Origin of the sequence: Arthrobacter sp. NPDC093125, assembly GCF_044754225.1 — a bacterium.
Classification (GTDB): domain Bacteria; phylum Actinomycetota; class Actinomycetes; order Actinomycetales; family Micrococcaceae; genus Arthrobacter.
Genome location: NZ_JBIVOQ010000004.1, coordinates 218,686 through 245,168, shown reverse-complemented (window position 1 = coordinate 245,168; position 26,483 = coordinate 218,686). Strand labels below are relative to the sequence as shown.

Below are 26,483 nucleotides of genomic sequence, written 5' to 3'. Positions count from 1 at the left end.
TGGACGCGGTTGTCCGATTGTCAGTCAATGATCTCCGCGAAGAAGCTAACCATGTGATCTCCGCCATGTCCACTATGTTGCTGATTGTCAGACGAAGTTACAGTAGGATGTAGCGATCGAGTGAGCGGCAAAGCCTGGAGGAGCAGAAAATGGGCGGAATCATCGTTGTCGGTGTTGACGGCAGTGCCACGGCGAGAAAGGCAGCGGGGTCTGCGCGCGACCTGGCCATTGCCCTTGATGCCGAACTTCACGTGGTCAGCGCGTTCGAGAAGGACCGCACCATGGTCGTCGGAAGCGGCAGCGATCAACTTGTGGTTGGTGACGCGGATACAGCTGAAAGGGTGGCACGAGACGTCGCCCGCAGCCTGAGGTCAGGCAATGTGAACGTCTCCTATTTCGCTGTCCGCGGCACGCCCGCCCAGGCTTTGATCCGGCAGGCCGAGACGCATGGTGCGCGAATGATCGTGGTGGGCAACCGGCGTATGCGGGGCCTCGGCCGGGTCCTGGGAAGCGTCGCCAACAGCGTCGCGCACAACGCCCCCTGCGACGTCTACGTGGCGAAGACAGACGAAGAGTGGTGAGCTATTAGGCGGCAGCCGCCTGAAAGTGTTTTTCGATGAGCCCTTTGATGTCCTCGTGGCAGCCGCCGCAGCCGGTGCCCGCGCGTGTTGCCGAGGAGACCTCGGCAACGGTGGAGCAGCCGTCTGTCACGGCGTCGGCTATCTTGCCGCCGCTGACCCCTGCGCAGCGGCAGACGGTGCTTTCCGGGTCGTTGGACGCTGCGGATGAGGCCAGCTGGTCAGGCCCGTCGAGGCGCAGCAGCAGGGACCTGTCCGCGGGCAGTTCGGCCCCGCGTTCGAAGAGTTGCACCAGCTCTCCGGCGGTGCGGGGCATTCCGACGCTGACCAGCCCTTCCAGTACGCCGCCGCGGGTGGTCATCTTCACGTAGCGTCCGTGCTCGGGGTCGGCCCACTGCGCGATCTGCAGCCGCGGCCTGCCGCTCACGGCCCCGGCGGTGAGGACTTCCTCATCCCAGGGCTCCGCGGAACTGTCACCGGCAACGGCCATGTTCATGCCGCGGGCCTTGAGCACGATCACGCCCGGCTTCTCCTGGGGGAGTACCGGCAGGGCATCCGCGTCCGCTCCCTCGGCCAACAGCAGCAGGTACTCAGCGAGCCATTCGGCCTGCCGCCATCCAGGACCCACCAGTCCCGACGGCCCGCGCGCCGTGCGGCATTCGATGCAGTCCGGTTCCGGGCAGCGGACCTCGGCGCAGTCGCCGATGGCGAAGATGTGCGGCTCATGGTGCGCCCGCAGCCGGTGGTCGACGAGGATGCCCGTGCCGGTAGAGAGGCCGCAGCCCTCGGCGAGTTCCGTCCGCGGCCGGACGCCGCAGGAGAGCACCAGGAGGTCGCCGTCGATCGCGGAACCGTCATCGAGCAGCAAAGCCGAGAACCCGCCGTCGGGGGCGTTGTGCTCAACGCCCGTGGAGCGGGCGTTGCCGGCCACCCGGACCCCGCAGTTGCGCAGGCTGGCAGCGAGCACCGCTCCGCCGCCGCGGTCGATGTTCCGCCCGAGCGGGTGGGGTCCGTTGTGGACCACCGTGACGGTGGCGCCTTCTTCAGCCGCTGCGAGGGCGGTCTCGAGGCCCAGCACGCCGCCGCCCAGCACCACCACGCGCTTGCGGCCCGCGACAGCCTGGCGCAGCACCTCGGCGTCGCGGAGGTCGCGGAGTGCGGTGACGCCCGGCGGAAGGACCGGCGCGGCGGGGTCCGGGTTCAGTCCGGTGAGGTTGGGAATGACGGGCCGGGAACCGGTGGCGAAGACCAGCCGGTCGTAGTGGGCGGAGGTGCCGTCGGAGAGCAGGACGTTCTGCCGTGCGCGGTCCACGCGCCGGACCTTCACGCCGAGCCGGACGTCCACGCCGTCAGCCACCAGGGCTGCGGCGTCGGCGAGGGCCAGGGCCTCCGGCGTGGTGCGGCCGACGCCAAGATCGGCCACGAGAACGCGGTTGTAGGCGGCTTCGGCTTCCTGGCCGATGACGGTCAGTCCCACCTGTCCGGCGCGCAGTGCCGGTAGCAGTTCGTCAACCAGCCGGGCCGCGACCGGACCGAATCCGACAATTACAATCTGCTCGCTCATGAGGCCTCCGATGTCTGAAGAAGACTGGTGTTTGGTACGTTCGCAGCCAGCCGGACCCATACCCTGTTGAATTTGAATTCCGGCATCCCGGAGATGGGATCCGTGGCCGCTTCCGTAAGCCGGTTGGCGCTTTCCAGTTCCGGGAAGTGGAACGGCAGGAACACGGTTTCGGGACGGATGGCCGTGCTGAGCTCGGCCCGGCAGACTACTTCACCGAGCTCATTCGCCACCGAGACCTGGGCACCGTCCGTGATGCCCATAGCCTCAGCGGCGCCCGGGTGGATCTGCATCCTGGCTTCGGGCTGGGAGGCGAGGAGTTCGGACACACGCCGGGTCTGGGCGCCGGACTGGTAGTGCTCCAGCAGCCGGCCGGTGATGAGGGTCATCGGTGTGGCGGCAGGGGCTGCGGCGTCCCTGCCGGCGTCCCGGCCGGGGTTTGCTGCCGGAGTACGACGGCGGCGGGGCGCCACCGGGGTCAGGACCGCCTTGCCGCCGGGATGCGCAAAGGCGTCCAGGAACAGCCGCGGCGTTCCGGTGCTGCCCGCGGGATAGGGCCAGTACGCGGCCTCGCCCCTGTCCAGCAGAGCGTAATCGATGCCGGAGTAGTCGGCCGCGCCGCCGGCGGAGGCGAGGCGGAGTTCCTCGAAGACCGTCTCGGGGTCGTCGCTGTAGGTGGAGGGTGCGTCCAGGGCTTCGGCGAGCCGGGCCATGATCCACAGCTCGCTGCGGGCGCCGGCGGGCGGACTGACCGCCTTGCGGCGGCGGAGGACGCGGCCTTCGAGGTTGGTCAGCGTGCCTTCTTCCTCAGCCCACTGGAGGACCGGCAGGACGAGGTCAGCCTCTGCCGCGGTCTCGGACATGAAGAAGTCGCAGACCACCAGGAAGTCCAGGCTGCGTAGCCCTTGGACGACGGCGTTGGCGTCCGGCGAGGCGACCACGATGTTGGAGGCGTGCACGAAAAGGCAGCGGACGCCGTCGGGCTTTCCCAGTGACCTGAGCAGCTGCACGGCCGGCAGTCCGGGTCCCGGGATGAGTGACTCGGGTACGTTCCAGACCTTCGCCATGTGTGCCCGTGCGGCAGGGTCGGTGATTTTGCGGTACCCGGGGAGCTGGTCGGCCTTCTGGCCGTGTTCCCGGCCGCCCTGGCCGTTGCCCTGGCCGGTGAGGGTGCCGTAGCCGCTGCGCGCGGTGCCCGGCAGCCCCAGCAGCAGGCTGAGGTTGATGGCTGCGGTGGCGGTGTCTGTGCCGTCCACGTGCTGTTCCACGCCGCGTCCGGTGAGGATGTAGCTGCCGCCGCGGCGGGCGCCGCTGGCGAGCCGGCGGGCCGTTTCGCGGATGAGATCGGCGGGAACGCCGGTGAGGGACTGGACCCGCTCCGGCCAGAAGGCGTTGACGCTGCGGGCAACGGCTTCGTAGCCGCTGGTGCGGGCCGCGACGTAGTCGGTGTCCACGAGGCCCTCATGGATAACCACGTGGGACAGGCCGAGCAGGAGGGTGAGGTCCGTGCCGGGCAGGGGCTGGAGGTGGAGCCCGCCGCCGTCGGAGGTGAAGGCCGCCGTGGCAGAACGCCGCGGGTCCACCACGATGAGGCCGCCGGCGTCGCGGACGCCCTGCAGGTGCTGGACGAACGGCGGCATGGTCTCGGCGACATTGGATCCGAGCATCAGGATGGTGCTGGCGGTGTCCAGGGCTTCGAGCGGGAACGGCAGCCCGCGGTCCAGGCCGAAGGCGCGGATGCCGGCGGCAGCCGCCGAGGACATGCAGAACCTGCCGTTGTAGTCGATGCGGGACGTGCCCAGCGCGAGGCGGGCGAATTTACCCAGCTGGTAGGCCTTTTCGTTGGTGAGGCCGCCGCCTCCGAAAACGCCGACGGCGTCGGCCCCGTACTTTGCGCGGGTGTCCTTGACGGCTTCGGTGACGCGCGCCAGGGCATCGTCCCAGGAGATGGGGCGGAAGACGCCGTCGGGCCCTTTGAGCATGGGTTCGGTGACCCGGCCGGGGTGCTGCAGCAGCGACGCCGAGGTCCAGCCCTTGCGGCACAGACCGCCGCGGTTCGTGGGGAAGTCGCGTCCACTCACCTCAAGGGCCGGCCCGATGTTGGCGCCAGGGGCCGGCACGGGGTCTGACCCCGGCCGGGTGGCCGGGGTCACTCCTGTTGCGGCCGGGGCCGCCGGGGACTTCAGCGTCATGGCGCACTGCAGGGCGCAGTAAGGGCAGTGCGTTTCGGCGCTTTTGGTCATGTTAGACGTGTCCCATCGCGTTTCGGTTGGCATTGCGGATGTAGCAGAACCAGCAGACGGACAGCATCAGGACGTAGGCTCCGACGAAGCCGTAGAACGCTGACGTGTAGGAGCCGCTGGCCGTGTTGGAGGCGTTCAGCACCTGCGGGATGACGAACCCGCCGTAGGCGCCGATGGCGGAGATGAGTCCCAGGGCCGCGGAGGCCAGCCGCTGGGTGTGGACCGAGCTGGCACCTGAACGGGCTGCCCGGCTGGACGTGGCGAAGATGACCGGGATCATGCGGTAGGTGGCGCCGTTTCCGAAGCCGCTGGCGGTGAAGAGCATCAGGAACAGGACCAGGAAGAGCCAGAAGCTCTTCAGCGGCAGCGTCCAGATCATGGTCAGGGTGATCACGGCCATGGAAGCGAAGGCGGCCACAGTCATGCGTGCCCCGCCCATGCGGTCGGCCATGCGTCCGCCGTACGGGCGGGCCAGGGAGCCGACCAGCGGGCCGAGGAAGGCCAGTGAGAGGGCCACCGTGCCGACTCCGATGGAGGAGAAGGCGGGGAAGTAGTCCTTGATGAGCTTGGGGAAGACGCCGGCGAAGCCGATGAAGGAACCGAAGGTGCCGATGTACAGCAGGGCCATGATCCACAGGTGCGGTTCTTTCAGGGCGGCAACGGAGCCCGCCACGTCACCCTTGGCACTCGTCAGGTTGTCCATGTACTTGAAGGCGCCAAATGCCGCGATCAGGATGAACGGGACCCACATCCAGCCGGCCATCGGCAGGTTCACGGTGCCGGCGGCCAGCAGCGTGATGACGATCGGAACGGCCAGCTGGGCGACGGCGGCACCGAGGTTTCCGCCAGCTGCGTTCAGGCCCAGCGCCCAGCCCTTTTCGCGGGCGGGGTAGAAGAACGTGATGTTGGCCATCGAGCTGGCGAAGTTGCCGCCGCCGAAGCCGGCCAGGGCCGCGACCAGGAGCATGACGCCGAACGGAGTGTCCGGGTTGGAGACACACAGTGCGAGCCCGGTGGAGGGAATGAGGAGGAGCAGCGCCGAGACGATGGTCCAGTTGCGGCCACCGAACCTCGGAACCATGAAGGTGTAGGGGATGCGGAGGGTTGCGCCCACGAGGCTCGGCATGGAGATCAGCCAGAAAATTTCGGAGGTGCTGAAGGTGAAGCCTGCCGCGGGGAGCTGGACCACGACAATCGACCACAGCTGCCAGACGACGAAGCCCAGGAATTCGGCGAAGATGGACCAGTTGAGGTTCCTGCGCGCAATGGACCGGCCCGCCGTTTCCCACTGGTGCTTGTTCTCGGCGTCCCAGTTCGCAATCCAGCGGCCGGGGCGGACTTCAAGGGCGGGAGCATCGGTGGCGGTGGCTGAAGCGGTCTTCGCATTGAGGGGAGCGGAGCCGCTCCCGGGCTTCGGCTCGGCGGCAAGGTCGAGGGAATTGCCGGCGCCGGATTCTGCGGTGCTGTCAGCAGTCACGGTGTACCTCCTTGGGGATTTGGTGTACTTCCAAACTAGGGAGGCCGCGTTTCGAGGACAGTCGCCCTTTGTTAACGTGCTGTGACATTTGCCTATCGGCGGGCAGGAAGGGGAGTTAGGCTGTGGGCGGAGCCCTCATCGTGAGACGATCCAGATCGTCCGCATAGTGGACTAAATGTCCGTTTGCTGGACCGCGGGAACTAATATTGAACTCTGTTTTTGTCTCTTAGTCGGGCGGCGTCGGCAGCGAATTCCGTCCAGTCCTAGAAAGCGCCACTACATGTCATCCCCTGCAACGTCAACGGAACATGGCACTGCCAAACCGGTGAACTCCAAAGGCAAAGTGATCTTTGCCAGCCTCATCGGAACGACGATCGAGTTCTACGACTTCTACATCTATGCGACTGCGTCGGTGCTCGTCTTCCCGCGGCTCTTCTTCCCTGAAGCCACGGAAATCAACGCCCTTCTGAGCTCCTTTGCAATTTTCGGCGTCGCGTTCATCGCCCGCCCCATCGGATCTGTTCTCTTCGGACACTTCGGCGATAAGTTCGGCCGCAAGGGCACACTGGTCGCCTCCCTCCTCACCATGGGCCTCGCCACGTTCCTCATTGGGCTGCTGCCCACGGCATCGGTCCCCGGCTGGGCCATCTTCGCGCCGCTGCTGCTCGTCCTGCTGCGTTTCGCCCAGGGCCTTGCCTTGGGCGGTGAGTGGTCCGGCGCTGCGCTGCTGGCCACCGAGAACGCCCCCGAGGGCAAGCGCGCCATCTACGGAACGTTCCCGCAGCTCGGCGCCCCGATCGGCTTCATCCTGGCCAACCTGCTCTTTATCTGGTTCAACGCCACCCTCAGCGCCGAAGACTTCCTCGCCTGGGGCTGGCGGGTGCCGTTCCTGCTGAGCGCCGTGCTGGTCATCGTTGGACTCTACGTCCGGCTGAAGCTGGTGGAGAGCCTGTCCTTCCAGAAGGTGCTGAAGGAAGACAAGGTGGCGAAGGTTCCATTCACGGCGACGTTTAAGAGCCACTGGCGCCCGGTGCTGGCAGGAACCTTCATCATGTTCGCCACCTACGTGCTGTTCTACATCATGACGTCCTTCACCCTGACCTACGGCACCAAGCCGGCCTCCGTTGAGGCCGCCCAGGCCGCAGCCGAGAAGGCAGGCAAGCCGATGTCCGCCGCCGAGATCGCCAACTTCGTTCCCGGCCTGGGCGTTCCCCGCGGTGACTTCCTGTGGATGCTGATTCTCGGCGTCGTCTTCTTCGGCATCTTCACGCTTGTGTCCGGCCCGCTGGCCGAGAGGTGGGGACGCCGCAAGTTCCTCCTGGGCGTCACCGCAGGCATCTTTGTGTTCGGCGTGCTGTGGTTCACCATGTTCGGCCCCGGCCCCGGCGCCGCCATCGTCGGCCTCATCGTCGGATTCACGCTGATGGGCCTGACGTTCGGTCCCATGGCAGCGATCCTGCCGGAACTTTTCCCCGCGAATGTCCGGTACACCGGCTCCGCCGTGGCGTACAACCTCTCCAGCGTGATCGGTGCCGCCCCGGCGTCGTTCGTTGCCATTGCCCTGTGGCAGGCCGCCGGCGGAAGCACCTGGCTGGTCGGCGTCTACATGGCTGCCGCTGCGGTGCTCACCTTCATTGCACTGTGGATCACCCGGGAAACCAAGGACACGGACTACGAAAACAACGTGGCCTAAGCCCTGGTCCTGATTGTTGGCCGGCCACCGCCGGGCGGTGGCCGGACAACATTCAACGGGAATTTGAAAATGCCCGGTGTGAAATTCACACCGGGCATTTTCATGCGCGCATTCAGTCCTCGATGGTGGCGATGACGGCACCGGCCGCCACTGTCTGGCCGGCGGCTGCGGCCAGCCCCGTGACGGTGCCGGAACGGTGGGCGGTCAGCGGCTGCTCCATCTTCATGGCTTCCAGTACGACGACGAGATCACCTTCGGCGACGACGTCGCCCTCCGCGACGGCCACCTTCACGATGGTGCCCTGCATGGGGGAGGTCAGGGCGTTGCCGCCCACCGCCACAGCCGCACCGCCGGACCGGCTCCGCTTCTTGGACTTGGCCGGCTTTCCGGCGCCGGAGACAACGCCGCTGAAGCCGAGCGAGGCGGGAAGGGCGACTTCCAGCCGCTTGCCGCCGACCTCCACCACGACGGTCCGGCGTCCGCCGGCCTCCTCCGCGGCTTCGGTTCCGGCGCCGCCGGGCGTCCAGGCAGGCAGCTCGTTGACGAACTCGGTCTCAATCCAGCGCGTGTGGACGCTGAAGGGCCCCTCCTCGGGGGCGAAATCCGGGTGGCTGACCACGGCAAGGTCGAAGGGGATGACGGTGGGAATGCCTTCCACCACCATCTCTTCAAGCGCCCGGCGGGAGCGCTGCAGCGCCTGCGTGCGTGTGGCTCCGGTGACGATCAGCTTGGACAGCATCGAGTCGAAGTTGCCGCTGATGACGTCGCCCTGCTCCACACCGGAGTCGATGCGGACGCCGGGACCGGTGGGGTTCTTCAGCGTGGTGATGGTGCCCGGGGCGGGCATGAAGTTCCGGCCCGGGTCTTCGCCAGTGATGCGGAATTCGATGGAGTGGCCACGGACCTCCGGGTCGTCGTAGCCCAGCTTCTCGCCACGGGCCAGGCGGAACTGCTCGCGGACAAGGTCGATACCCGTGACCTCTTCGGACACGCAGTGCTCCACCTGGAGGCGGGTGTTGACCTCAAGGAAGGAGATGGTGCCGTCCTGACCCACGAGGAATTCGCAGGTTCCGGCGCCGAGGTAGCGGGCCTCTTTGAGGATCGCCTTGGAGGACTCGTAGAGGCGGCGGTTCTGCTCTTCCGTGAGGAACGGTGCCGGTGCCTCTTCCACGAGCTTCTGGTTGCGGCGCTGCAGGGAGCAGTCGCGGGTGGAAACCACGACGACGTTGCCGTACGCGTCGGCCAGGCACTGCGTCTCCACGTGACGGGGGGCGTCCAGGAACCGCTCGATGAAGCACTCGCCGCGGCCGAATGCTGCGGTCGCCTCGCGGACAGCCGATTCGAAGAGTTCCGGGATTTCTTCGCGGGTGCGCGCAACCTTGATGCCGCGGCCGCCGCCGCCGAAGGCGGCCTTGATGGCGACGGGAAGGCCGTACTTGTCAACGAACTCGAGGATTTCTTCGGCGGATCCTACGGGGTCTGCCGTTCCGGGTACCTGCGGTGCGCCGACCTTTTCGGCGATGTGGCGGGCCTGGACCTTGTCGCCCAGCGCGGAGATCGCCTCCGGGGACGGGCCGATCCAGGTGATGCCGGCGTCGATGACCTTCGCGGCGAACTGGGCGTTCTCGGCCAGGAAGCCGTAGCCGGGGTGGATGGCGTCGGCGCCGGACTGGCGGGCTGCCTCGATCAGCTTGTCCATCACCAGGTACGACTCGGCGGCGGTGTTGCCGCCCAGGGCGTAGGCCTCGTCCGCGAGGCGGACGTGCAGGGCGTCGCGGTCGGGCTCGGCATACACGGCGACGGAGGCGATGCCTTCGTCCCGGGCTGCCCGGATGATGCGTACGGCGATTTCACCGCGGTTCGCGATCAGGACCTTCGTGAGGTTTGCGTGCACTGGGCCTGCGGACTGCTCCGGCTTAACTGACAAGGCGTCTCCTTCTTTCCTTCAGGGAGCCTAGCCTGATTTTGAGGATTCCGCCGATATTACTGGCGGAATCCGCGTGTAGGCGGCCATTGCTTTGTAGGGTTGCTACAAGGAGCCGCAAATCGGTCTACTCGGCCCTGACCTCTGCCGGATCGGCGGCGCCGCCGGTCCACAGCTCGGTGACGTTCACTTGTGCCTGGCCGAGCAGGCCGCGCAGGGTGGAGATGGAGAGCCCGACGACGGTGTGCGGGTCACCGTCGACCTTGCGGATGAAGGCGCCCCCGTAGCCGTCGATCGTGAAGGATCCGGCACACTGCAGCGGCTCGCCCGTGGCGATGTACGTGTCGATCTCGCCCTCGCTCATGTCCATGAAATGGACTTCGGCCGAAGACACCGAGCCCACGGTCGCGCCTGAGCCGTGTTCGCCGTCGTCGGAACCATCGGTGTCCCGGCAATCCACCAGCCAGTGGCCGGTGTGCAGCACGCCCATGCTGCCGCTCATCCGGAGCATCCGTTCTTTCGCGAGCTCAGGTGTGTAGGGCTTGCCGTGGGCTTCGCCGTCGAATTCGAAGACGGAATCACAGCCGATCACCAGCGCGCCGTCCGCCTCGGGCAGGGAAGCCACCGCCTCGGCTTTGGCCCGTGCCAGGAGCAGGGCGGTGTCGTGCGGATCCGTCACGCCGTAGCGTGCCTGGACGGCGTCCTCGTCCACGTCGGAGACGAGGACGTCATGGGCGATGCCCGCATTGCTGAGCAGCTTGGTGCGGGCGGGGGACTGGGAAGCGAGAATGAGGCGGGTCACTGCACCAGCCTAGTTGCAGCGGGGCTGAAACCGTCCGGGGCCCGCAACCCAACAGGCTAATAATGTCGCACGTTGAAACCACCCCTCCCACGAAGAGAGCCGCCCGCCAATCAAGATGATCAGCGGGCGGCTCCAGGAACGGGGACGTCAGCGTGCGGCCACGTCGGCGGGTTCGGCTGCGGGAGCATCAGCCGGCGCCGGGCCGGGCTTGCGGAGCTTTGCGCCTTCCACGTCCACGTCGGGCAGTATCCGGTCAAGCCAGCGCGGCAACCACCAGGCCTTGTTGCCGAGCAAGTACATCACGGCCGGGACGATGGTCATGCGCACCACGAACGCGTCAATGAGGACGCCGACCGCCATCGCGAAGCCGAGCGGGCGGACCATGTTCAGGTGCGAGAAGATGAAGCCGGAGAACACGCTGACCATGATGATCGCTGCAGCCGTAACCACCGCGGCGGCATGGCTGAATCCGGAGCGGACGGCGTGTTTCGCGGTTTCCCCGTGCATGTAGGACTCGCGCATGCCGGAGGCGATGAACACCTGGTAATCCATGGCGAGGCCGAACAGCACGCCGATCAGGATGATGGGCAGGAAGCTCAGCACCGCGCCCGGGTTGTCCACGCCGAAGACCGTCCCCAGCCAGCCCCACTGGTAGACAGCAACAACCGCGCCGAAGGCAGCCGCCAGCGACAGCAGGAACCCGCCTGTAGCCAGCAGTGGGACCACGACTGAACGGAACACCAGCAGCAGGAGGAGCAGCGAGAGTCCCACCACAATGGCCAGGTAGGGCGGCAGGGCGTCACCAAGCTTGGTTGAAACGTCGATGTTGCCCGCGGTCTGGCCCGTCAGACCAATGCTGACGCCGGTGGCCTCATTGATGGCGGCTTTCTCGGCACGCAGTTCGGAGACCACGTCAACGGTGCTGGCGCTGGCCGGCCCCTCGCGCGGAATGACCTGGAAGACGGCGGTGCGGCGGTCATCACTCAGGGCGACGGGGACGGCGGCCGTGACGTTTTCTGTGCCGCGGAGGATGTCCGCGACGTCAAGCTGCTTGGCCTGCGCCTCCGCTTCGCTGAGGCCTGCCGGGAAATCGCCGACGACGACGATCGGTCCCGTCATGCCCTCGCCGAAGCTGCGGCTGGTGACGTCATAGGCCTTGAAGGCCTGCGAGTCGGCCGGTTCAGACCCGCCGTCGGGCAGCGCGAGCCTCAGCTGGCTGGCCGGCAGGGCCATGAGTCCGAGCAGCAGGACGCCGGCCAGTACGGCCATGACCGGGTGCCTGGTGGCGAGGCCGCCCCAGCCGCGGCTGCTGCGGTGCTCCTCCTTCAGGAGATCGTCGGCCTCGTGGTTCGGATCCGCGTTGTGGCTTGCGGCCTTGGCCCATGCCCGTTTGGAAATCAGCTTCCGGCCGATGAGGGAAAGGATCGCCGGCGTGAGGGTCAGGGCAACCACGACGGCGACTCCCACCGTTGCGGCGGCTGACAGACCCATGACGCCGAGGAACGGGAGTCCCGGGACCACAAGGGCGGCAAGGGCGATGATGACGGTCAGGCCGGCGAACAGGACAGCGTTGCCGGACGTGCCCGTTGCGAGCGCCACCGACTCTTCCTCGTCCATGCCGGCCAGCACCTGGTTCCGGTGCCGGTTGACGATAAACAGGGAGTAGTCGATGCCGACGGCCAGCCCCAGCATCAGCGCGAGCATCGGGGAAATGGAGCTCATGTCCACAACGCTGCTCAGGGCGAAGGTGCCGCCGACACCTGCAGCCACTCCCACCAGTGCCATCAGCAGGGGCAGCCCGGCGGCGATCAGGGTCCCGAGCACGATGATCAGGACGAGGGCGGCGACAGCCACCCCAATGATCTCCGCCACGCCGAACACTTCGGAGACGTCCTCGGTGATTTCCTTGCTGGCAAGTGCGGTAACCCCGGCAGAGGTGACTTCGTTGGCGATGTCCTGTACCTGCTGGCGCACCTCTGGGTCCAGTCCGTTGATGGAGGTTTTGAACTGGACCTGCGCGATCGCAGCCTTGCCGTCTTCGGAAACAAACCGCATGCCTTCGGAGGATTCCAGCTGGCGCTTGGCGAGGGCCAGCTTCACGTTCCCGGCCTCCAGTTCCGTGGTGCCGGCGTCGAGCTTGTCCTGGCCGGCGGCCAGGGCAGCCTTCTGCTGGCCGAGCTGCGCCTCGATGGCTGCGGCAGGAAACCCTGCCGCACTCATCTGGGCTTCAGCAGCGGCAAGCTGCTCCTTGCCCGCGGCGAGCTCAGCGGCAGCCTCGTCCAGCCGGACCCTGCCCGCCGCGGCCTGTTTCTCACCGGCTGCAGTGTCTCCCGTGGCCTGGTCGAGTTGTGCCTGAGCGGCGAACGGGTCGACCGTTCCCTGCACGTCGGGGAGGGTTTCAAGCTTGGCCAGCGCGGCGGCAACCGCCTCCCGGCCGGCCTGCGTGAAGCCGGTATCCCCGGCCTCGAAGACGATCCCGGCGGCACCGCCGGAAGCAGCGGGCAGCTCCTTCTTGAGCTTGTCTGCCATCTGCTGGGTCTCAGTGCCAGGGATCTGGAAGTTGTTGGACATTGTGCCGTGGAAAGCGGCGGCAGCCCCTCCCACGGCCACCAGGACGGCCAGCCACAGCGAAATAACGAGCCAGCGGTGCCGGTAGGAGAATTTGCCGAGCCGATACAGGAGAAGTGCCATGTCAGGACCGTTCTGGGGAGTGCGGGGCGGAAGGGTTGTTGTGGTGTGCAGGCGGGTGTTTTTGTACGGGCGCTGTAAAGCCGGAACCGAGCAGGACCATGGAGTCGATCAGCAACTGCCGGAGAATGGCCAAAGATTCGGCTGAAAGGTCAGTTCCGCAGCGGTCGAACCAGATTTCCATGGCGGCCTTGCCGCAGGAGATGACGGAACCGGCAAGAGCCCGGAGATACAGCTCGTCCATCTGGTTAGCCGGATGGTGGACCGCCCGCTCGCGGGCGGCGGCGATGATCTGCTCGGTGCAGTGGTCCCAGGCCTCGAGTTCTGAGCGTGCCAGCACCGGGCTGGCCTGCGTCAGGCTGAAGAGCTCGGCCATCGGGGCGATCGTCATGGGGTCCGCAAGCTCCACGAGGGCTGCCCGGGCTGACTCAAGGATCGGCTCGTCCGCCGGCCGCAGGCGGAACTGCTCAAGCACGGTGTCGAGGAAGCCGTGCGTCACTGACGCGATGGCTGCCTCGGTGCTGTTGAAGTAATTGAAGAACGTGCGGCGGGACACTCCGGCGGCGTCTGCGATGTCCTCGACGGTGAAGTTGCCCGGTCCCTTACGGCGGAGCAGCTCGAGTGTGGAGGTGGAAATCGCCTGACGGGTGGCTGCCTTGTTCAGCTCCCGCCGGGAGGGGGCAGTGCCGGACGGGGCAGTACCGGCCGCAGCGGGGGTTGCGGATTGCCGGTTGGAGGAACTGGAAGTGGACACTCAATTACACTACGTGCATGTTTGCACTTTGTGCAAGTTTATTCCGGTGAGCCTTGGAGCTGGAGACGAAACAGCAAGAGCCGGTTCCAGCCCCGAATTCACATCCACTTCACAGCTGAGCCATAGGAAAAGAGCAACGTCGAAGGTGCATCCTGTTGCCATGGCCGTAACGGCCGGCGGCGACGGGGCCGCCAGCGTCCTGCAGATCGAGGAGAAGATCATGAACCGTACGAAGAAAGTCGCACTCAGCCTCGGCGCTGCGGCAGTGGCGCTCGGCGCCGGACTGGGCGCCACAGGAATGGCCTCCGCGACAACAGCCCCACCGGCCCCCAACTCCAGCAGCCCCTCCGCGAACGCGGCCCCTGACGGCCAGACGCCAGGCAGTAGGCAGGACAAAGGCCTGGGGAAAGGCCACGGCCTAGGTCACGGCCGGGGCCACGGCCAGGGGCTGCGCGGAGCGCAAGCCTCGGCGCTGGCGGCCAAGCTGGGAGTGGACGAAGCCAAGGTGGCAGGCGCTCTAAGGACATTCCGGCAGGAGAATCGGTCTGCCGGTCCCCGGGCAGGCGCGCAGAAGCCGGACCGGGCAGCGAAGGACGCGGCGCTGGCCGCATCCTTGGCGAAGTCACTGGGGATCGATGAGGCCAAAGTGAAGGCCGCCCTGGAGGAACTCCGGGCCGAGGCCCGCAAGAGCCGGGCTGGGGACCTGAAGCCGCGGCTGGACCAGGCTGTTGCGGACGGCACGCTTACCCGGGCGGAGGCGGATGCCGTTTTGAAGGCAGTGGAACAGGGGGTGATCGGCGGACGTCACTGACGGGATACCCCTAGGCCGAACGGTCCACCGCGGCCAGGATTGCCTTGCCGAGTTCTGCCGGCTTGGTGAACTGCGGCCAGTGCCCTGTGGGCAGGTCCATCAGATCGACGTCACGGATGCGGGCGAGTTCCTCTACGTACGGGTGGCCCGCATCCATCCACTCCTTGAGCAGGCTGCTGGGAAACTCACAGGCAATGACGGTGGCAGGCACGTCGTAGCGGCGCTGATCATGAAGGTGCTGCCGGTCGTACGCCACGCCCTTGGGCTGGGGGATGGCACGCGCCCGGAACATGGCACGAAGATCATCATTCAGGTCCACGAGGTCTTCCTCCTCGAAGCCGTCCCACGGCGGCAGCGGTATCTCGTCACCTTCGGCCGGCAGTTCATCGTTGATGACGCCGCCCTCACCGAGAGGCCCGCTGTCCACATAAATGGCGCGCGCCACGCGGTCGGGCCGGGCGTCCACCACGCCGTGAATGATCGCACCACCGCCGGAATGGCCTACGAGGATCACATGGCCGTCAACGCCGTCAACTGTTTCCACGACGGCCCTGATATGGTCGCTCAGCCCGATGCCGCTTCGCTCCGCATCAGGAGCCTCCAGCCCGGGCAGCGTCAGCGGATGGACTGTGTGCCCGGCATCAGTGAGCGGGGGAGTAACCTCGGACCACGAGGATGCATCGAGCCAGAACCCGGGAACCAGAATGACGTCCATGCCGGGTACCCTACCGCGCCCCTGGTAGCAGTGCCACTGCGTGCTCGCAGGCCTTAGGCCGCGGGAACTGTGTTCCATCCAACCACGAGGCAGGGAGACGGGACCCACGCTGCCCCGGTCCGGCAGGCAGTGAAAAAACGCCTGTGCCCCGGGAAGTCCCGGGTCACAGGCGTTTCTTACCAGCTGCGCGGTCCGCGGCTCAGCGAATTGGGCCGCTGTAAAGGGCTGTCAGCGCTTCGCGTCCGCCAGTTCCGGCGCTTTGTCTGCAGCCGGTGCTGCGCCTGCTGCAGGTGCGTCGTCCTGGAAGGGGTCGCCGGCGCGGGGGGCGTTGTACAGCCCCTCGTCCAGGATGCCCTGGCGCTTGGCCACGAGTGTGGGGACAAGAGCCTGCCCGGCGACGTTGACCGCGGTGCGGCCCATGTCCAGGATGGGGTCGACGGCGAGCAGGAGGCCGACGCCGGCCAGCGGCAGTCCCAGCGTGGACAGGGTCAGCGTGAGCATGACCACGGCGCCGGTTGTGCCGGCAGTTGCCGCTGAGCCGAGCACGGACACCAGCGCGATCAGCAGGTACTGGCTGAAGTCCAGCTCGATGCCGAAGAACTGCGCCACGAAAATGGCTGCAATCGCGGGGTAGATGGCGGCGCAGCCGTCCATCTTGGTGGTCGCGCCCAGCGGGACGGCGAAGGAGGCATAACCCCGGGGAACGCCGAGGTTCCGCTCGGTCACGCGCTGGGTCAGCGGAAGGGTACCGATGGATGACCGGGAGACGAAGGCAAGCTGCACGGCCGGCCAGACGCCGGAAAAGTACTGCTTGACGGACAGCCCGTGGGACCGGACCAGCACGGGGTAGACGCCGAAGATGACGAGGGCCAGGCCGATGTAGACGGCGGCCGTGAACTTGCCCAGCGAACCGATGGTGTCCCAGCCGTAGACGGCCACGGCGTTGCCGATCAGGCCGACGGTGCCCAGCGGCGCAATCCGGATGATCCACCACAGGACCTTCTGGATCACTGCCAGCGCCGAGGCGTTGAGGGCCAGGAAGGGCTCGGCCTGCTTACCGACCTTGAGGGCCGCAATGCCGACGGCGATCGCGATCACGAGGATCTGCAGCACGTTGAAGCTGACGGCCGTGGTTACTACTGCGCCGGATTCGGCCACGGTGGAGCTTGCACCAAGGCCGAGGAAGTTCTTGGGGAACAGGCCGGTCAGGAACGCCCACCAGTCACCCGACTTGCCGGAGTACTCCTCGGGTTCACCGGAAATACCGGTGTTCGCGCCAGGCTGCAGCAGCACGCCGAGGCCGATGCCGATCAGCACGGCGACCAGGGATGTGATGGCAAACCACAGCAGGGTGTTCCAGGCCAGCCGTGCAGCATTGGAAACTTCGCGGAGGTTGGAAATGGAGCTCACCACCGCGGTGAAGATCAGGGGCACGACGGCGGTCTGCAGCAGCGAGACATAGCTCGAGCCGATGGTCTGCAGCGTCGCGCCCAGAGCGTTGGGGCTGGCTTTGGTGCTGCCGGTGTACTTGGCCAGCAGGCCAAGACCGAGTCCCACGATCAGGGCAGCGATGATCTGGAAGGCGAAGGAGCCTGCCCACCGGGGCAGCTGGAATCCGGATGATCCGGACGAAGGAGGGGTGCTGGTTTGAGTGCTCACCCCATCAAGCTAGGGTGCGCAAAATACAGCTTCCACTCCTCATTGAGAAATATTACGCAGCAGTAGTCGCTCCTTGCAGTCGAAATGCCCGGAATATCGGCGCAGGAGCAACGTTTTATGAAGTTATTCCCTCAGCCAGTGTGGCAAACATCTCGCCGCAGTAGCGGGGCTGCAGTTAGCCGAGCATGGCGCGCCTGAGGGTGTCGAGTCCTACGGAGCCGATGTTCAGTGCCTTCGTGTGGAACGCCTTGAGGTCGAAGCCGGGGCGGGATTCGAGTTCGGCGCGGATCTGCTCCCACAGCCGCTGGCCCACCTTGTAGGAGGGCGCCTGCCCCGGCCAGCCGAGGTAGCGCGCGAATTCGAACTGCAGGTTGCCCTCGCTGATGTCGAGGTTCGCCCTGAGAAATTCGAAGCCCTTCTCCGGCGTCCACGGCCCGGAGCCCCACCGCGCCGGCATGTCCAGTTCCAGGTGCACGCCGATGTCGAAGACCACCCGCGCGGCCCGCATCCGCTGCATGTCCAGCATTCCCATGTGGTCGCCCGGATCCTTGAGGTAGCCAAGCTCCTCCATCAGCTTTTCGGCGTATAGCGCCCACCCCTCGCCGTGGCCGGAGGTCCAGCAGACGTTCCGGCGCCAGCTGTTCAGGAGTTCGCGCCGGTAGACGGCAGTGGCCACCTGCAGGTGGTGTCCCGGAACGCCCTCGTGGAACACGGTGGTGGTTTCAGCCCAGGTGGTGAAGGTGTCCTCGCCCGCAGGCACTGACCACCACATGCGCCCGGGCCGGCTGAAGTCGTCGGACGGGCCGGTGTAGTAGATGCCGCCCTCGTCGGTCGGGGCGATGAGGCATTCGAGCGTTTTCATGGCGTCGGGGATGTCGAAGTGGACACCGGAGAGCTCGGTGATCGCCCGGTCCGAAAGCTCCTGCATCCACGCCTGCAGGGCTTCCTTCCCCTTGAGCTGGCGCGCGGGGTCGCTGTTCAGGATCTGCTTGGCTTCCGCAACCGAGGCGCCCGGCCGGATTTCATTGGCTACGGCCTCCTGCGCGGCGATAATCCGCTCCAGTTCTCCGATGCCCCACGCGTAGGTTTCCTCGAGGTCCACAGCGGCGCCGAGGAAGCCGCGGGACGCGAGTGCGTACCGCTCCCGTCCCACGGCGTCCTTTGCCGGCGCCACGGGCAGCAGTTCCTCCTTGAGGAACGCAGCGAGCTCTGCGTAAGCGTTCCGGGCGGCGGCAGCACCGGCGTCGAGCTTTTCCCGGAGCGCGGCAGGCAGCGGCCCGTCCGCGGTCTGTGCGCTGGCGGCGAGCTTTGCGAAAAAGCCGTCTTCAGCGGCGTACTTGGTGGTCTGCTCTATGACGATGGCAACCTGGCGGGCAGCAGAAACACGCCCCGCCTCCTTGGCTGCACGCAGCGATTCAATGTAGCCGCGGACGGCACCGGGAACATTGGCGGCGCGGCCGGCGATGTTCTCCCAGTGCTCCTCCGTGTCCGAGGGCATGAGGTCGAAGATGGACCGGATGTTCTGGGCGGGGGACTCGATGTTGTTGAGCTCGGCCTTGTCCCACCCTGATTCGTGGAACTCCAACTGCAGGCCAAGACGCTCACGCATTGCGTCAAGAGTGACGGCGTCGACCTCGTCCACCGGATCAAGCCCGTCGAGGGCAGCCAGGGTTTCCCGTGCGGCGGCTGCGAAGTCTTCGATGCCGGCAGGCGAAAAGTCCTGGAACTCCGTGTCGTGCCCGGGCACGCCAAGGATGGTGGCGAAGCTGGGGTTAAGCCGGACCAGGGTGTCCGTGTAGGCGTCGGCGACGGCATCAATGGCGGTCCGGGGGCGCGCTGGCGCTGAGGTTTCACTAGTCACCCCACGAGACTAACGGCGCAGATCCAGTTACGAAAGACTTACTGAATTTTGTTGGCGAGGCTTCGTTAGGCGCCGGCCTCCGCTAGCCGCGGCTTCGCTTCCATGCGCCCGGACCGGGCGTGGGTGCCAGCCGCAGCTGCTGCCGCCGCACCCAGTGGCGCACGCTGGGCTTGCCGGCCTCGGCCGTTTCTCCCGGCCCGAGGGAAAGCACGACGGCGGTCAGCGCCGCCAGCTCTTCCGGCGTGGGATTCCCTTTGAGGACGGAGAAGAGCGGCGCTTCGGCCGGCCGAACGGTTTCGGCCGGCTCAACGGTTTCAGCGCGCTCAGGAGTTTCGCGGCGCTCAACCTGCGGCTTTTTCGCGTTCACAGCGGGATGTTTCCGTGCTTCTTGGTGGGAAGGCTGGCGCGCTTGTCGCGGAGCGCCCGGAGCCCCTTGATGATCTGGATCCGCGTGTCCGAGGGTGCGATGACCGCGTCAACGTAGCCAAGTTCAGCGGCCTGGTACGGGTTGAGCAGCTCCTCCTCGTACTGGCGGATGACATCGGAGCGCTTGGCCTCGACGTCACCGCCCGCTTCGGCGACGGCAGCGAGGTCGCGCCGGTAGAGGATGTTGACGGCGCCCTGCGCGCCCATGACGCCGATCTGCGCCGTTGGCCAGGCCAGGTTGAGGTCAGCGCCGAGCTTCTTGGAACCCATGACGATGTAAGCCCCGCCGTAGGCCTTCCGGGTAATGACTGTCAGCTTCGGCACCGTGGCCTCCGCGTAGGCGTACAGGAGTTTGGCCCCGCGGCGGATGATGCCCTGGAACTCCTGGTCCTTGCCCGGCAGGAAGCCCGGGACGTCCACCAGGGTGATGATGGGAATGTTGAAGGCATCGCAGTGGCGTACGAAGCGTGCCGCCTTTTCGGAGGCCGAAATGTCCAGGGTGCCCGCAAACTGCATGGGCTGGTTGGCCACGATGCCTACGGTATGGCCCTCGACGCGGCCATAGCCGATGATCACGTTCGGTGCGTACAGGGACTGCATCTCAAGGAAGTGGGCGTCATCGACGATCTGTTCGATGACTTTTCGCATGTCGTACGGCTGGTTGGCGGAGTCCGGGATCAGTACATCCAGGGCGAGGTCGTCGTCGTCGAGCTCCAGCTCCTGCTGGTGCTCCAGGACGGGGGCCTCCGAAAGGTTGTTGGAGGGCAGGAAGTCCAGCAGTTCCCGGACGAACTCGATGGCGTCGGCTTCATCCGAGGCCAGGTAGGTGGAGGTGCCGGTGGTTGCATTGTGCTGCCGGGCGCCGCCGAGGGTCTCCATGTCCACGTCTTCGCCGGTGACAGTCTTGATGACGTCGGGGCCGGTAATGAACATGTGGGATGTTTTGTCCACCATCACCACGTAGTCGGTGAGCGCGGGGGAGTAGGCCGCACCGCCGGCGCACGGGCCCATGATCAGGGAGATCTGGGGGACCACGCCGGAGGCGTGGACGTTGTTGCGGAAGATGTCGGCGAACATTGCCAGGGACGCCACGCCTTCCTGGATGCGGGCGCCGCCGCCGTCGTTGATGCCCACCACGGGGCATCCGTTGCGCAGCGCGAATTCCTGGACCTTGACGATTTTTTCGCCGTTGACCTGGCTCAGCGACCCGCCGTAGACGCTGAAGTCCTGGCTGTAGAGCGCGACGAGGCGTCCGTCAACGGTGCCGTAGCCGGACACGACGCCGTCGCCGAGCGGCTTCTTCTTTTCCATCCCGAAGGCCGTGGACCGGTGGACGGCCAAGGCATCGAACTCCACGAAAGAGCCGGCGTCCACGAGAAGGTCGATGCGCTCGCGGGCGGTGTTCTTGCCGCGGGCGTGCTGCTTTTCGATTGCTTCCGGGCCGGAGGGCTGCTCGGCGCTGGCCTGGCGGTCGCGGAAATCGGCAATCTTTCCCGCCGTCGTGGTCAGATCGTGGCTCATGAAGTGTCTCCGGCTCTGTAGCTGTTTTGCTGTAGCTGTTGCGTGCTGCAGCAGCGTCATGCGGGGCTCCTTAACCGGTGGTGGACGGCTGCATTAAGTAGCTTCCGTACAAATCAAAGACCCCGATGGCTAGTCTAGTGACGCATTTTCCGGGGGCTGCTGTAGGGATCCTACAATTTTCAACGGCAGCGTCGGCAGGGGAGGCCAAGTTACCCGTCGGTAACATTATCCCGCTAGAGTGTCCCTATGACCTCAAGCAATGACGCTTTGCCCGCCGCCGTCACGCCCTATCAGGCCACCGGTTCACTGCGGGGCCGGACCATCCTGATGTCCGGCGGCAGCCGCGGCATCGGTCTTGCCATCGCGCTCCGGGCTGCCAGCGACGGTGCCAACATCGTCCTGCTGGCCAAGACCGGCCGGCCTCACGCAAAGCTCCCGGGCACGGTGTTTTCTGCCGCCGAGGACCTGGACGCCGCCGGCGGGCATGCGCTTCCTCTCGTGGGCGATGTCCGCAACGACGACGACGTGGCGCACGCGGTGAGTGCCGCCGTCGAACGCTTCGGCGGTATCGACATCGTCATCAACAACGCCTCGGCAATCGACCTTTCCCGCACGGACGACGTCGACATGAAGCGCTTCGACCTCATGCAGGACATCAACGTCCGGGGCACCTTCCTGCTGTCCAAGCTGGCGCTGCCCGCGCTCCGCAAGTCGTCCGGGGGCAACATTCTCACTCTTTCGCCGCCGCTGAACCTGGAGCCCAGGTGGGCCGGCAGGCACCTGGCCTACACCATGGCCAAGTACGGCATGAGCCTGACCACCCTCGGCCTCGCGGAGGAGCTCAGGGCCGACGGCATCAGCGTCAACTCCCTGTGGCCGTGCACGCTGATCGACACGGCGGCCATCCGGAACCTTCCCGGCGGCGGGCCGATGGTCCGCGCTGCCCGGAGCCCGCAGATCATGGCGGATGCGGCCCATGCCGTGCTTACCGGAGCCAATCTCAAGAACGGCGCCCGGCATTCCGGAAACTTTTACACGGATGAAGAAGTGCTGGCCGCGGCGGGCGTCACCGATTTCCGGCCCTACAGCCTGGGTGCGGCCGAGGCCGACCTCGTCCCCGACATCTTTTTGTGACAGCGCGAACGTACACTTGTGGCCCCTTTTCCATCCGGAATTGGGGCCACAAGTGTACGTTCGCGCTTGGCATCTTCCTGTGAGCCCGCCGCTGGCCACAGGCTTCCCGGCCGCGTGGCCCGGCGAGTCGATAGGATTCAGGTATGGATGCCGCACGCCCTGACGAAAGCCCGGAAGTACGCCCGAACGGATTGGACGGGCGGCCGGAGCATGCCGGTCTGGACCGGGAAGCGCTGGACCGGGAAGCGCTGTCCGACGCCGACTTCCTGTCCGCGCACGGCATCCCGCAGCTGTCCGTAATGGACGTCACCGGCTCCACCAACGCTGATCTCCTGCGCGCTGTCACCGTCGAGCCGAAGGCCTGGCCGGACCTCGCCGTCCTCACCGCCGAGCACCAGACAGCCGCGCGCGGCAGGCTGGACCGTGTGTGGGAGGCGCCGGAACGCAGCTCCGTCCTCGTGTCGATCGTCCTGCGCCCTGTCAACGCCGACGGCAGGCCGCTGCCGACCCAGACCTACTCCTGGCTCTCGCTCCTGGCCGCCCTCGCACTCCGCGAGGCCCTGCTGGAGACCGCCGGGCTGCCGGCCGAGCTGAAGTGGCCCAACGATGTCCTGGTGCATGGCAGGAAAATCGCCGGCATCCTGGCCCAGCTCGGACCCATGGGGGACGGGACTGTGCCGCCGGTGATCCTCGGCACCGGACTGAACGTGACGCTGACCGAGTCTGAGCTGCCCGTCCCCACAGCCACCTCGGTGCAGCTTGAGGGTGCCCGGACGGTGGACCGGACGGCACTGCTGAAGAGCTACCTGTCAAAGTTCTGCACGCTGTACCGCAGCTTCTGCAATGCCGACGGCGACCCCACCGCGGGACTCGCCGGCGGGCCTTCACTGCATAAGCGTGTGGAGGCGGTCATGGTGACCCTGGGGCAGCAGGTCCGCGCCCACCTGCCTGGCGACCACGAAATCACCGGCCACGCTACCCGGCTGGATGACTCCGGCTCCCTGCTGGTGGTGGACGCCTCTGCCCACGAGCACGCCGTGACGGCGGGGGACGTTATCCACCTGCGTCCGTGGTCTCCGCCAGAGGAGCGTGCAGAAAGCGGTAATGCGTAAAGACCTGTTGCCCGGCGAGCAGGTCATCGTCATGACCCGCCCGCAACCCAGGGCGCTGTTCCTGCCGGCCATGGTGTTTATTCTGGCACCTGCGCTGGCCGCATTCGCCAGTGCCTGGATCATCCGCGGAGGCGTGCGGAGCCTGTATCCGGACCTTCCGGCCGACTGGACCATCTGGCTGGTGGCCGGCTGCGGGCTGGCCGCCCTGTGGGTGCTCCTCGGATACTGCCTGCCGCGGCTGCTGCGGTGGCAGTCCACACGGTACTACCTCACCAACCGCAGAATCCTGGCCCGCTACGGCATGATGCGCCGGCGGGACCGGCAGGTGTTCCTGGGTTCCGTGCGTAATGTCACTGTCACCCAGACGGTGCTCCAGCGGATGTTGCGCTCGGGGACTATATCCTTGGATGCCGGGCACCAATTCAGCGCCGTATTGCGGGACGTGCCCGAAGTCGCCACTTTCCACAGGTTTGTGCTGGACGCTCTCAGTGAGCTTCCGAGGGATGAGTTTTATGAACGGGGCCAGGCGCCGGACGGCCCGGACGCGGGATTCCGCGGGATGTGAGAGAAGGTGGGAGAGATGAACGATGAGGATCAGCGCGTGAGCCAGGAGTCGGGTGCCGCTGGGGCGGAGGACCCCGTCGTCAGTGCTCCTTCCACCGGCACGCTGTCTGCCGACCGGATCGCCATCAAGGCCCTTGAAACCAGGCTGCTCGGCGGTGAGCGCAAGCTGCGCCGCCGTGAGGTGGCCGCGGGCGCGGGCCTGTCGCTGCTGTCGGCACGGAAGCTGTGGCGCGCCCTGGGTTTCCCCAACCTTGGAGACGAGGAAGTCGCCTTTACCGAGCGGGACCAGGCGGCCCTGAACACCACGGTTGATCTCGTCCGGACCGGCAAGCTGACTGAAGAGGCCGCAATATCGGTGACGCGGGCCATCGGCCAGATGACGGACCGCATGGTGGTCTGGCAGATCGAGGCGCTCGTGGAGGACATGGTCCATGAGCAGGGTGTCACCGACGCGATGGCCCGGAAACGGCTGGTGAATGAACTGCCCGCGCTCGTTGACCCGCTCGAGGAGATGCTCGTGTACTCCTGGCGGCGGCAGCTGAACGCTGCCGTACACCGCCTTGCCGTCCGTGCCGAAGCCGGTCTGCAGGCCAGCGAGGAGGGCCGGGAAGGCGACGAGGACGACGCTCCGCTTCCCCTCGCCCGTGCCGTCGGCTTCGCCGACCTGGTCTCCTACACGAGCCTCTCCCGCCGCATGAACGAACAGACTCTGGCCAAGCTGGTGCAGCGGTTTGAAAACAAATGCGCTGAAATTATTTCCGTCGGCGGCGGCCGGCTGGTGAAGACTGTTGGCGATGAAGTCCTCTACATCGCCGAAACCCCCGCCGCGGGTGCCGAGATTTCGCTGGCTTTGGCCGAGGCCTTCACCCGGGATGAGATCCTTCCGGAGGCACGGGTGGCCATGGTGTGGGGCCGGATTTTGTCCCGCCTCGGCGACATATACGGACCCACCGTCAACCTCGCCGCGCGCCTGACCACGCTGGCGGACCCCGGCACTGTGCTGATCGACTCCATGACCGCGGCCGCCCTGGACCAGGACGAGCGCTTTGTGCTTATTCCCCAGGAAGCGGAAAACGTCCGTGGTTTTGGCGAAATCCAGCCGGTCGTTCTTGCGCGCGGCCAGGGCAAGGGGCTCGTGCTGGACTAGTGCCGGCAGTTCCTGCGCCGGGGCAAGTTACTGCAGCGCTGCGGGGCGGCGGCGCAACTTGATCGGTTTAGCGGTAGCATCCCCCTAGGCAGGGGGAGCCGGGGGAAAGGAACCAGGCATGAATTCGCAGCAGGCGGCCAGCGCTGAAACAGGCGGCAGCAAGCCAGGCGTCACTCTTAGCTGTGGCTATGGAACTGACCGCGGCCTGCGCCGCGAGCTCAATGAGGACTCCTTCATCGCGTCTGAACCTGTGTTTGCTGTGGCCGACGGTATGGGAGGCCACGAAGCGGGCGAAGTGGCAAGCGGCATGTGCGTGCACGCCTTGGCGCAACTGCCCCAGCTCGCGACTGGTGAGCGCACGGCCACGGCTTCGCAGGTCCAGCATTATCTCAACGTCGCCGACGAGTCCATTCGTGCTGCCACCGGCTCGCGGGCGGGCACCACCCTGACCGGCGTCGTGGTGGTGGAACAGATGGGCATTCCCTACTGGCTGGTGTTGAATATCGGGGATTCGCGGACCTACCGCCTCAACCAAGACCGTCTGACGCAGGTCAGTGTGGACCACTCCGAAGTGCAGGAACTGGTGGATACGGGGGAGATCACAGCCGAGCAGGCCAGCGTCCACCCCCGCCGCCATGTGGTGACGCGGGCACTGGGCGCGGGCGATGACACGGAAGCGGATTACTGGCTGCTTCCGATCGAAGAGGGCGACCGGATGATGGTTTGCTCCGACGGACTCAACGGTGAAGTCAGTGACGAGCAGATGTTCGACATTCTCAACAACGTCGCGGACCCGCAGGAGGCCGCAGACCAGCTGATCCAGGCTGCGCTGAGAGGCGGCGGGCGGGACAACATCACCGTCATCGTGGTGGACGCGCGCAATGTCGTGAACGGGGATGTTCCCTCCACACCTGCGCCAAGGACCGCTGCCGAGAACGAGGAAGAGGACACCCTGCCGCTTCCACAGCAGCCCAAGTAGCTGCCGGCGCGGCGAATTCCGCCCGGCGGCATCGCTGTTGCGGCCCGACGATGAAACGCTGTGAGATCGCGCTGCCGCCGGAAACCGCCCGTAGGGAATTTGGTAATGGGGAGGCGGGTATAGGAAGATACCCGGGACAAAACCCGGTGCGGGAGAGCCCTGCGCGCCCAGCAAAGGTAACCACATGATCCGACCTACCAGCCTGCGGACGCTTGTGCTGCCCGGACTGGCAGCCTCCGCGCTGGCACTCACCGCCTCGGTTGGGGCCGGTGGCCCAGTGAATGCCACAACTTGCCTGCCGGAAGCTTGCCCGCCCTCGCCCTCTCCTGTTGCACCTGCTCCGAGCACACCCGCTCCGGCCCCCACAACCTCACCGGCCTCACCCTCGCAGGCCCCTGTCCCTGCTCCGACGGGGGCACCCGCACCTGCGCCTGCACCCGCACCGGTACCCGTCAAACCGAAGCCGCCGGCGCCCGCTGCCGCCCGGGTTCCGGCGCCTACTGCAGAGGTTCCGCGCCCTGTAGCGCCAGCTGCCGGCGGTGTGGCCGTTCCCGTGGCTCCTGCCGTGGCAGTACCGGCCGCCACCCCTTCGCCTTCATCGACCACCAGTGCCCCCACGTTCAGCGCGCCGGCTGAGTCCGGCTGGACCACGCCCATCGGATCCGCGGCCGAACCGACCCAGGCGGCCGTTGTCAGCGCAGAGGACAACGGGCCGGGAGTCGGAATCTTCGGCCTCCTCGTCCTCATGGGAGGCGTCCTGCTGGTGGGCCTTGGCGGACTCGCTTTCGCTTTCTGGATCCGGAACCGTCTCGCCTCGCACTGGTAATCACGGCT

Annotated in this window: 21 protein-coding genes; 9 read left to right on the top strand and 12 right to left on the bottom strand. The window is 66.5% G+C overall.

Translation table 11 applies throughout. The annotated features are described in order from the left end of the window. Window positions 1-149: 149 nt before the first annotated feature. Window positions 150-581 carry a universal stress protein gene (locus tag ACIP9X_RS10790; protein ID WP_400479728.1) on the top strand — a complete coding sequence of 144 codons (432 nt, stop codon included), beginning with the start codon at window positions 150-152 and terminating at the stop codon, window positions 579-581. Window positions 582-585: 4 nt separating this feature from the next. Here the strand turns inward: ACIP9X_RS10790 and ACIP9X_RS10785 are convergent, their stop codons facing one another. Genes ACIP9X_RS10785 through ACIP9X_RS10775 form a run of 3 tightly spaced genes read right to left on the bottom strand, consistent with a single transcriptional unit; the run spans window position 586 to window position 5,859 of the window. Continuing rightward, window positions 586-2,142 carry an FAD-dependent oxidoreductase gene (locus tag ACIP9X_RS10785; protein WP_400479727.1) on the bottom strand — a complete coding sequence of 519 codons (1,557 nt, stop codon included), beginning with the start codon at window positions 2,140-2,142 and terminating at the stop codon, window positions 586-588. Further along, entirely contained in the window at window positions 2,139-4,382 is a 2,244-nt protein-coding gene (locus ACIP9X_RS10780) for a molybdopterin oxidoreductase family protein (protein ID WP_400479726.1), read from the bottom strand. Before ACIP9X_RS10780 ends, ACIP9X_RS10785 begins: the two co-directional genes overlap by 4 nt. 1 nt (window position 4,383) lies before the next feature. Then, entirely contained in the window at window positions 4,384-5,859 is a 1,476-nt protein-coding gene (locus tag ACIP9X_RS10775; protein WP_400479725.1) for an MFS transporter, read from the bottom strand. A 280-nt stretch (window positions 5,860-6,139) separates the two neighbouring features. Here ACIP9X_RS10775 and ACIP9X_RS10770 point away from each other — a divergent pair, with 280 nt between their 5' ends. Beyond that, window positions 6,140-7,552: an MFS transporter gene (locus ACIP9X_RS10770; RefSeq protein ID WP_400479724.1), complete on the top strand. Its 1,413-nt coding sequence runs from the start codon at window positions 6,140-6,142 to the stop codon at window positions 7,550-7,552. A gap of 112 nt (window positions 7,553-7,664) precedes the next feature. Here ACIP9X_RS10770 and ACIP9X_RS10765 read toward each other — a convergent pair whose 3' ends face one another. From ACIP9X_RS10765 to ACIP9X_RS10750, 4 genes are all read right to left on the bottom strand, one after another. After that, the gene (locus ACIP9X_RS10765) at window positions 7,665-9,479 is read right to left on the bottom strand and encodes a biotin carboxylase N-terminal domain-containing protein (RefSeq protein ID WP_400479723.1); all 1,815 of its coding nucleotides are present in this window, start codon (window positions 9,477-9,479) and stop codon (window positions 7,665-7,667) included. 124 nt (window positions 9,480-9,603) lie between these two features. Continuing rightward, window positions 9,604-10,278, bottom strand: coding sequence for a Maf family protein (locus ACIP9X_RS10760; protein ID WP_400479722.1), 675 nt, complete (start codon window positions 10,276-10,278; stop codon window positions 9,604-9,606). A gap of 147 nt (window positions 10,279-10,425) precedes the next feature. Continuing rightward, window positions 10,426-12,969: an MMPL family transporter gene (locus tag ACIP9X_RS10755; protein WP_400479721.1), complete on the bottom strand. Its 2,544-nt coding sequence runs from the start codon at window positions 12,967-12,969 to the stop codon at window positions 10,426-10,428. A gap of 1 nt (window position 12,970) precedes the next feature. Beyond that, complete coding sequence (locus ACIP9X_RS10750; protein ID WP_400479720.1) at window positions 12,971-13,720, bottom strand: TetR/AcrR family transcriptional regulator; 750 nt, start codon at window positions 13,718-13,720, stop codon at window positions 12,971-12,973. Between the two features lie 220 nt (window positions 13,721-13,940). Between ACIP9X_RS10750 and ACIP9X_RS10745 the strand changes: the two genes are divergently transcribed. After that, window positions 13,941-14,531: a hypothetical protein gene (locus tag ACIP9X_RS10745; RefSeq protein WP_400479882.1), complete on the top strand. Its 591-nt coding sequence runs from the start codon at window positions 13,941-13,943 to the stop codon at window positions 14,529-14,531. Window positions 14,532-14,541: 10 nt separating this feature from the next. Here ACIP9X_RS10745 and ACIP9X_RS10740 read toward each other — a convergent pair whose 3' ends face one another. The 5 genes from ACIP9X_RS10740 to ACIP9X_RS10720 all read right to left on the bottom strand — a co-directional run bounded on the left by ACIP9X_RS10740 (window position 14,542) and on the right by ACIP9X_RS10720 (window position 20,713). Continuing rightward, a complete protein-coding gene (locus ACIP9X_RS10740; protein ID WP_400479719.1) occupies window positions 14,542-15,246 on the bottom strand; it encodes an alpha/beta fold hydrolase in 705 nt (234 codons plus the stop codon). Window positions 15,247-15,474: 228 nt separating this feature from the next. Beyond that, complete coding sequence (locus ACIP9X_RS10735) at window positions 15,475-16,905, bottom strand: dicarboxylate/amino acid:cation symporter (RefSeq protein ID WP_400479718.1); 1,431 nt, start codon at window positions 16,903-16,905, stop codon at window positions 15,475-15,477. Between the two features lie 175 nt (window positions 16,906-17,080). Next, entirely contained in the window at window positions 17,081-18,766 is a 1,686-nt protein-coding gene (locus tag ACIP9X_RS10730) for a DUF885 domain-containing protein (protein ID WP_400479717.1), read from the bottom strand. 82 nt (window positions 18,767-18,848) lie between these two features. After that, window positions 18,849-19,133 (bottom strand): acyl-CoA carboxylase subunit epsilon, encoded by a 285-nt coding sequence (locus ACIP9X_RS10725; RefSeq protein ID WP_400479716.1) that lies wholly within the window; start codon window positions 19,131-19,133, stop codon window positions 18,849-18,851. After that, window positions 19,130-20,713, bottom strand: coding sequence for an acyl-CoA carboxylase subunit beta (locus ACIP9X_RS10720; protein ID WP_400479715.1), 1,584 nt, complete (start codon window positions 20,711-20,713; stop codon window positions 19,130-19,132). Before ACIP9X_RS10720 ends, ACIP9X_RS10725 begins: the two co-directional genes overlap by 4 nt. A 246-nt stretch (window positions 20,714-20,959) precedes the next feature. Between ACIP9X_RS10720 and ACIP9X_RS10715 the strand changes: the two genes are divergently transcribed. The 6 genes from ACIP9X_RS10715 to ACIP9X_RS10690 all read left to right on the top strand — a co-directional run bounded on the left by ACIP9X_RS10715 (window position 20,960) and on the right by ACIP9X_RS10690 (window position 26,475). Next, a complete protein-coding gene (locus tag ACIP9X_RS10715) occupies window positions 20,960-21,847 on the top strand; it encodes an SDR family oxidoreductase (RefSeq protein WP_400479714.1) in 888 nt (295 codons plus the stop codon). A 143-nt stretch (window positions 21,848-21,990) separates the two neighbouring features. Further along, on the top strand, window positions 21,991-22,959 hold the full coding sequence (locus ACIP9X_RS10710) for a biotin--[acetyl-CoA-carboxylase] ligase (protein WP_400479713.1): 969 nt from the start codon (window positions 21,991-21,993) through the stop codon (window positions 22,957-22,959). Then, entirely contained in the window at window positions 22,952-23,524 is a 573-nt protein-coding gene (locus ACIP9X_RS10705; RefSeq protein ID WP_400479712.1) for a PH domain-containing protein, read from the top strand. The genes ACIP9X_RS10710 and ACIP9X_RS10705 overlap by 8 nt, the downstream gene beginning before the upstream one ends. A gap of 15 nt (window positions 23,525-23,539) precedes the next feature. Further along, window positions 23,540-24,670 (top strand): adenylate/guanylate cyclase domain-containing protein, encoded by a 1,131-nt coding sequence (locus tag ACIP9X_RS10700; RefSeq protein ID WP_400479711.1) that lies wholly within the window; start codon window positions 23,540-23,542, stop codon window positions 24,668-24,670. Window positions 24,671-24,788: 118 nt separating this feature from the next. Then, window positions 24,789-25,649, top strand: coding sequence for a PP2C family protein-serine/threonine phosphatase (locus tag ACIP9X_RS10695; RefSeq protein ID WP_400479710.1), 861 nt, complete (start codon window positions 24,789-24,791; stop codon window positions 25,647-25,649). A 565-nt stretch (window positions 25,650-26,214) separates the two neighbouring features. Beyond that, window positions 26,215-26,475 carry a hypothetical protein gene (locus tag ACIP9X_RS10690; protein WP_400479709.1) on the top strand — a complete coding sequence of 87 codons (261 nt, stop codon included), beginning with the start codon at window positions 26,215-26,217 and terminating at the stop codon, window positions 26,473-26,475. Window positions 26,476-26,483: the final 8 nt, after the last annotated feature.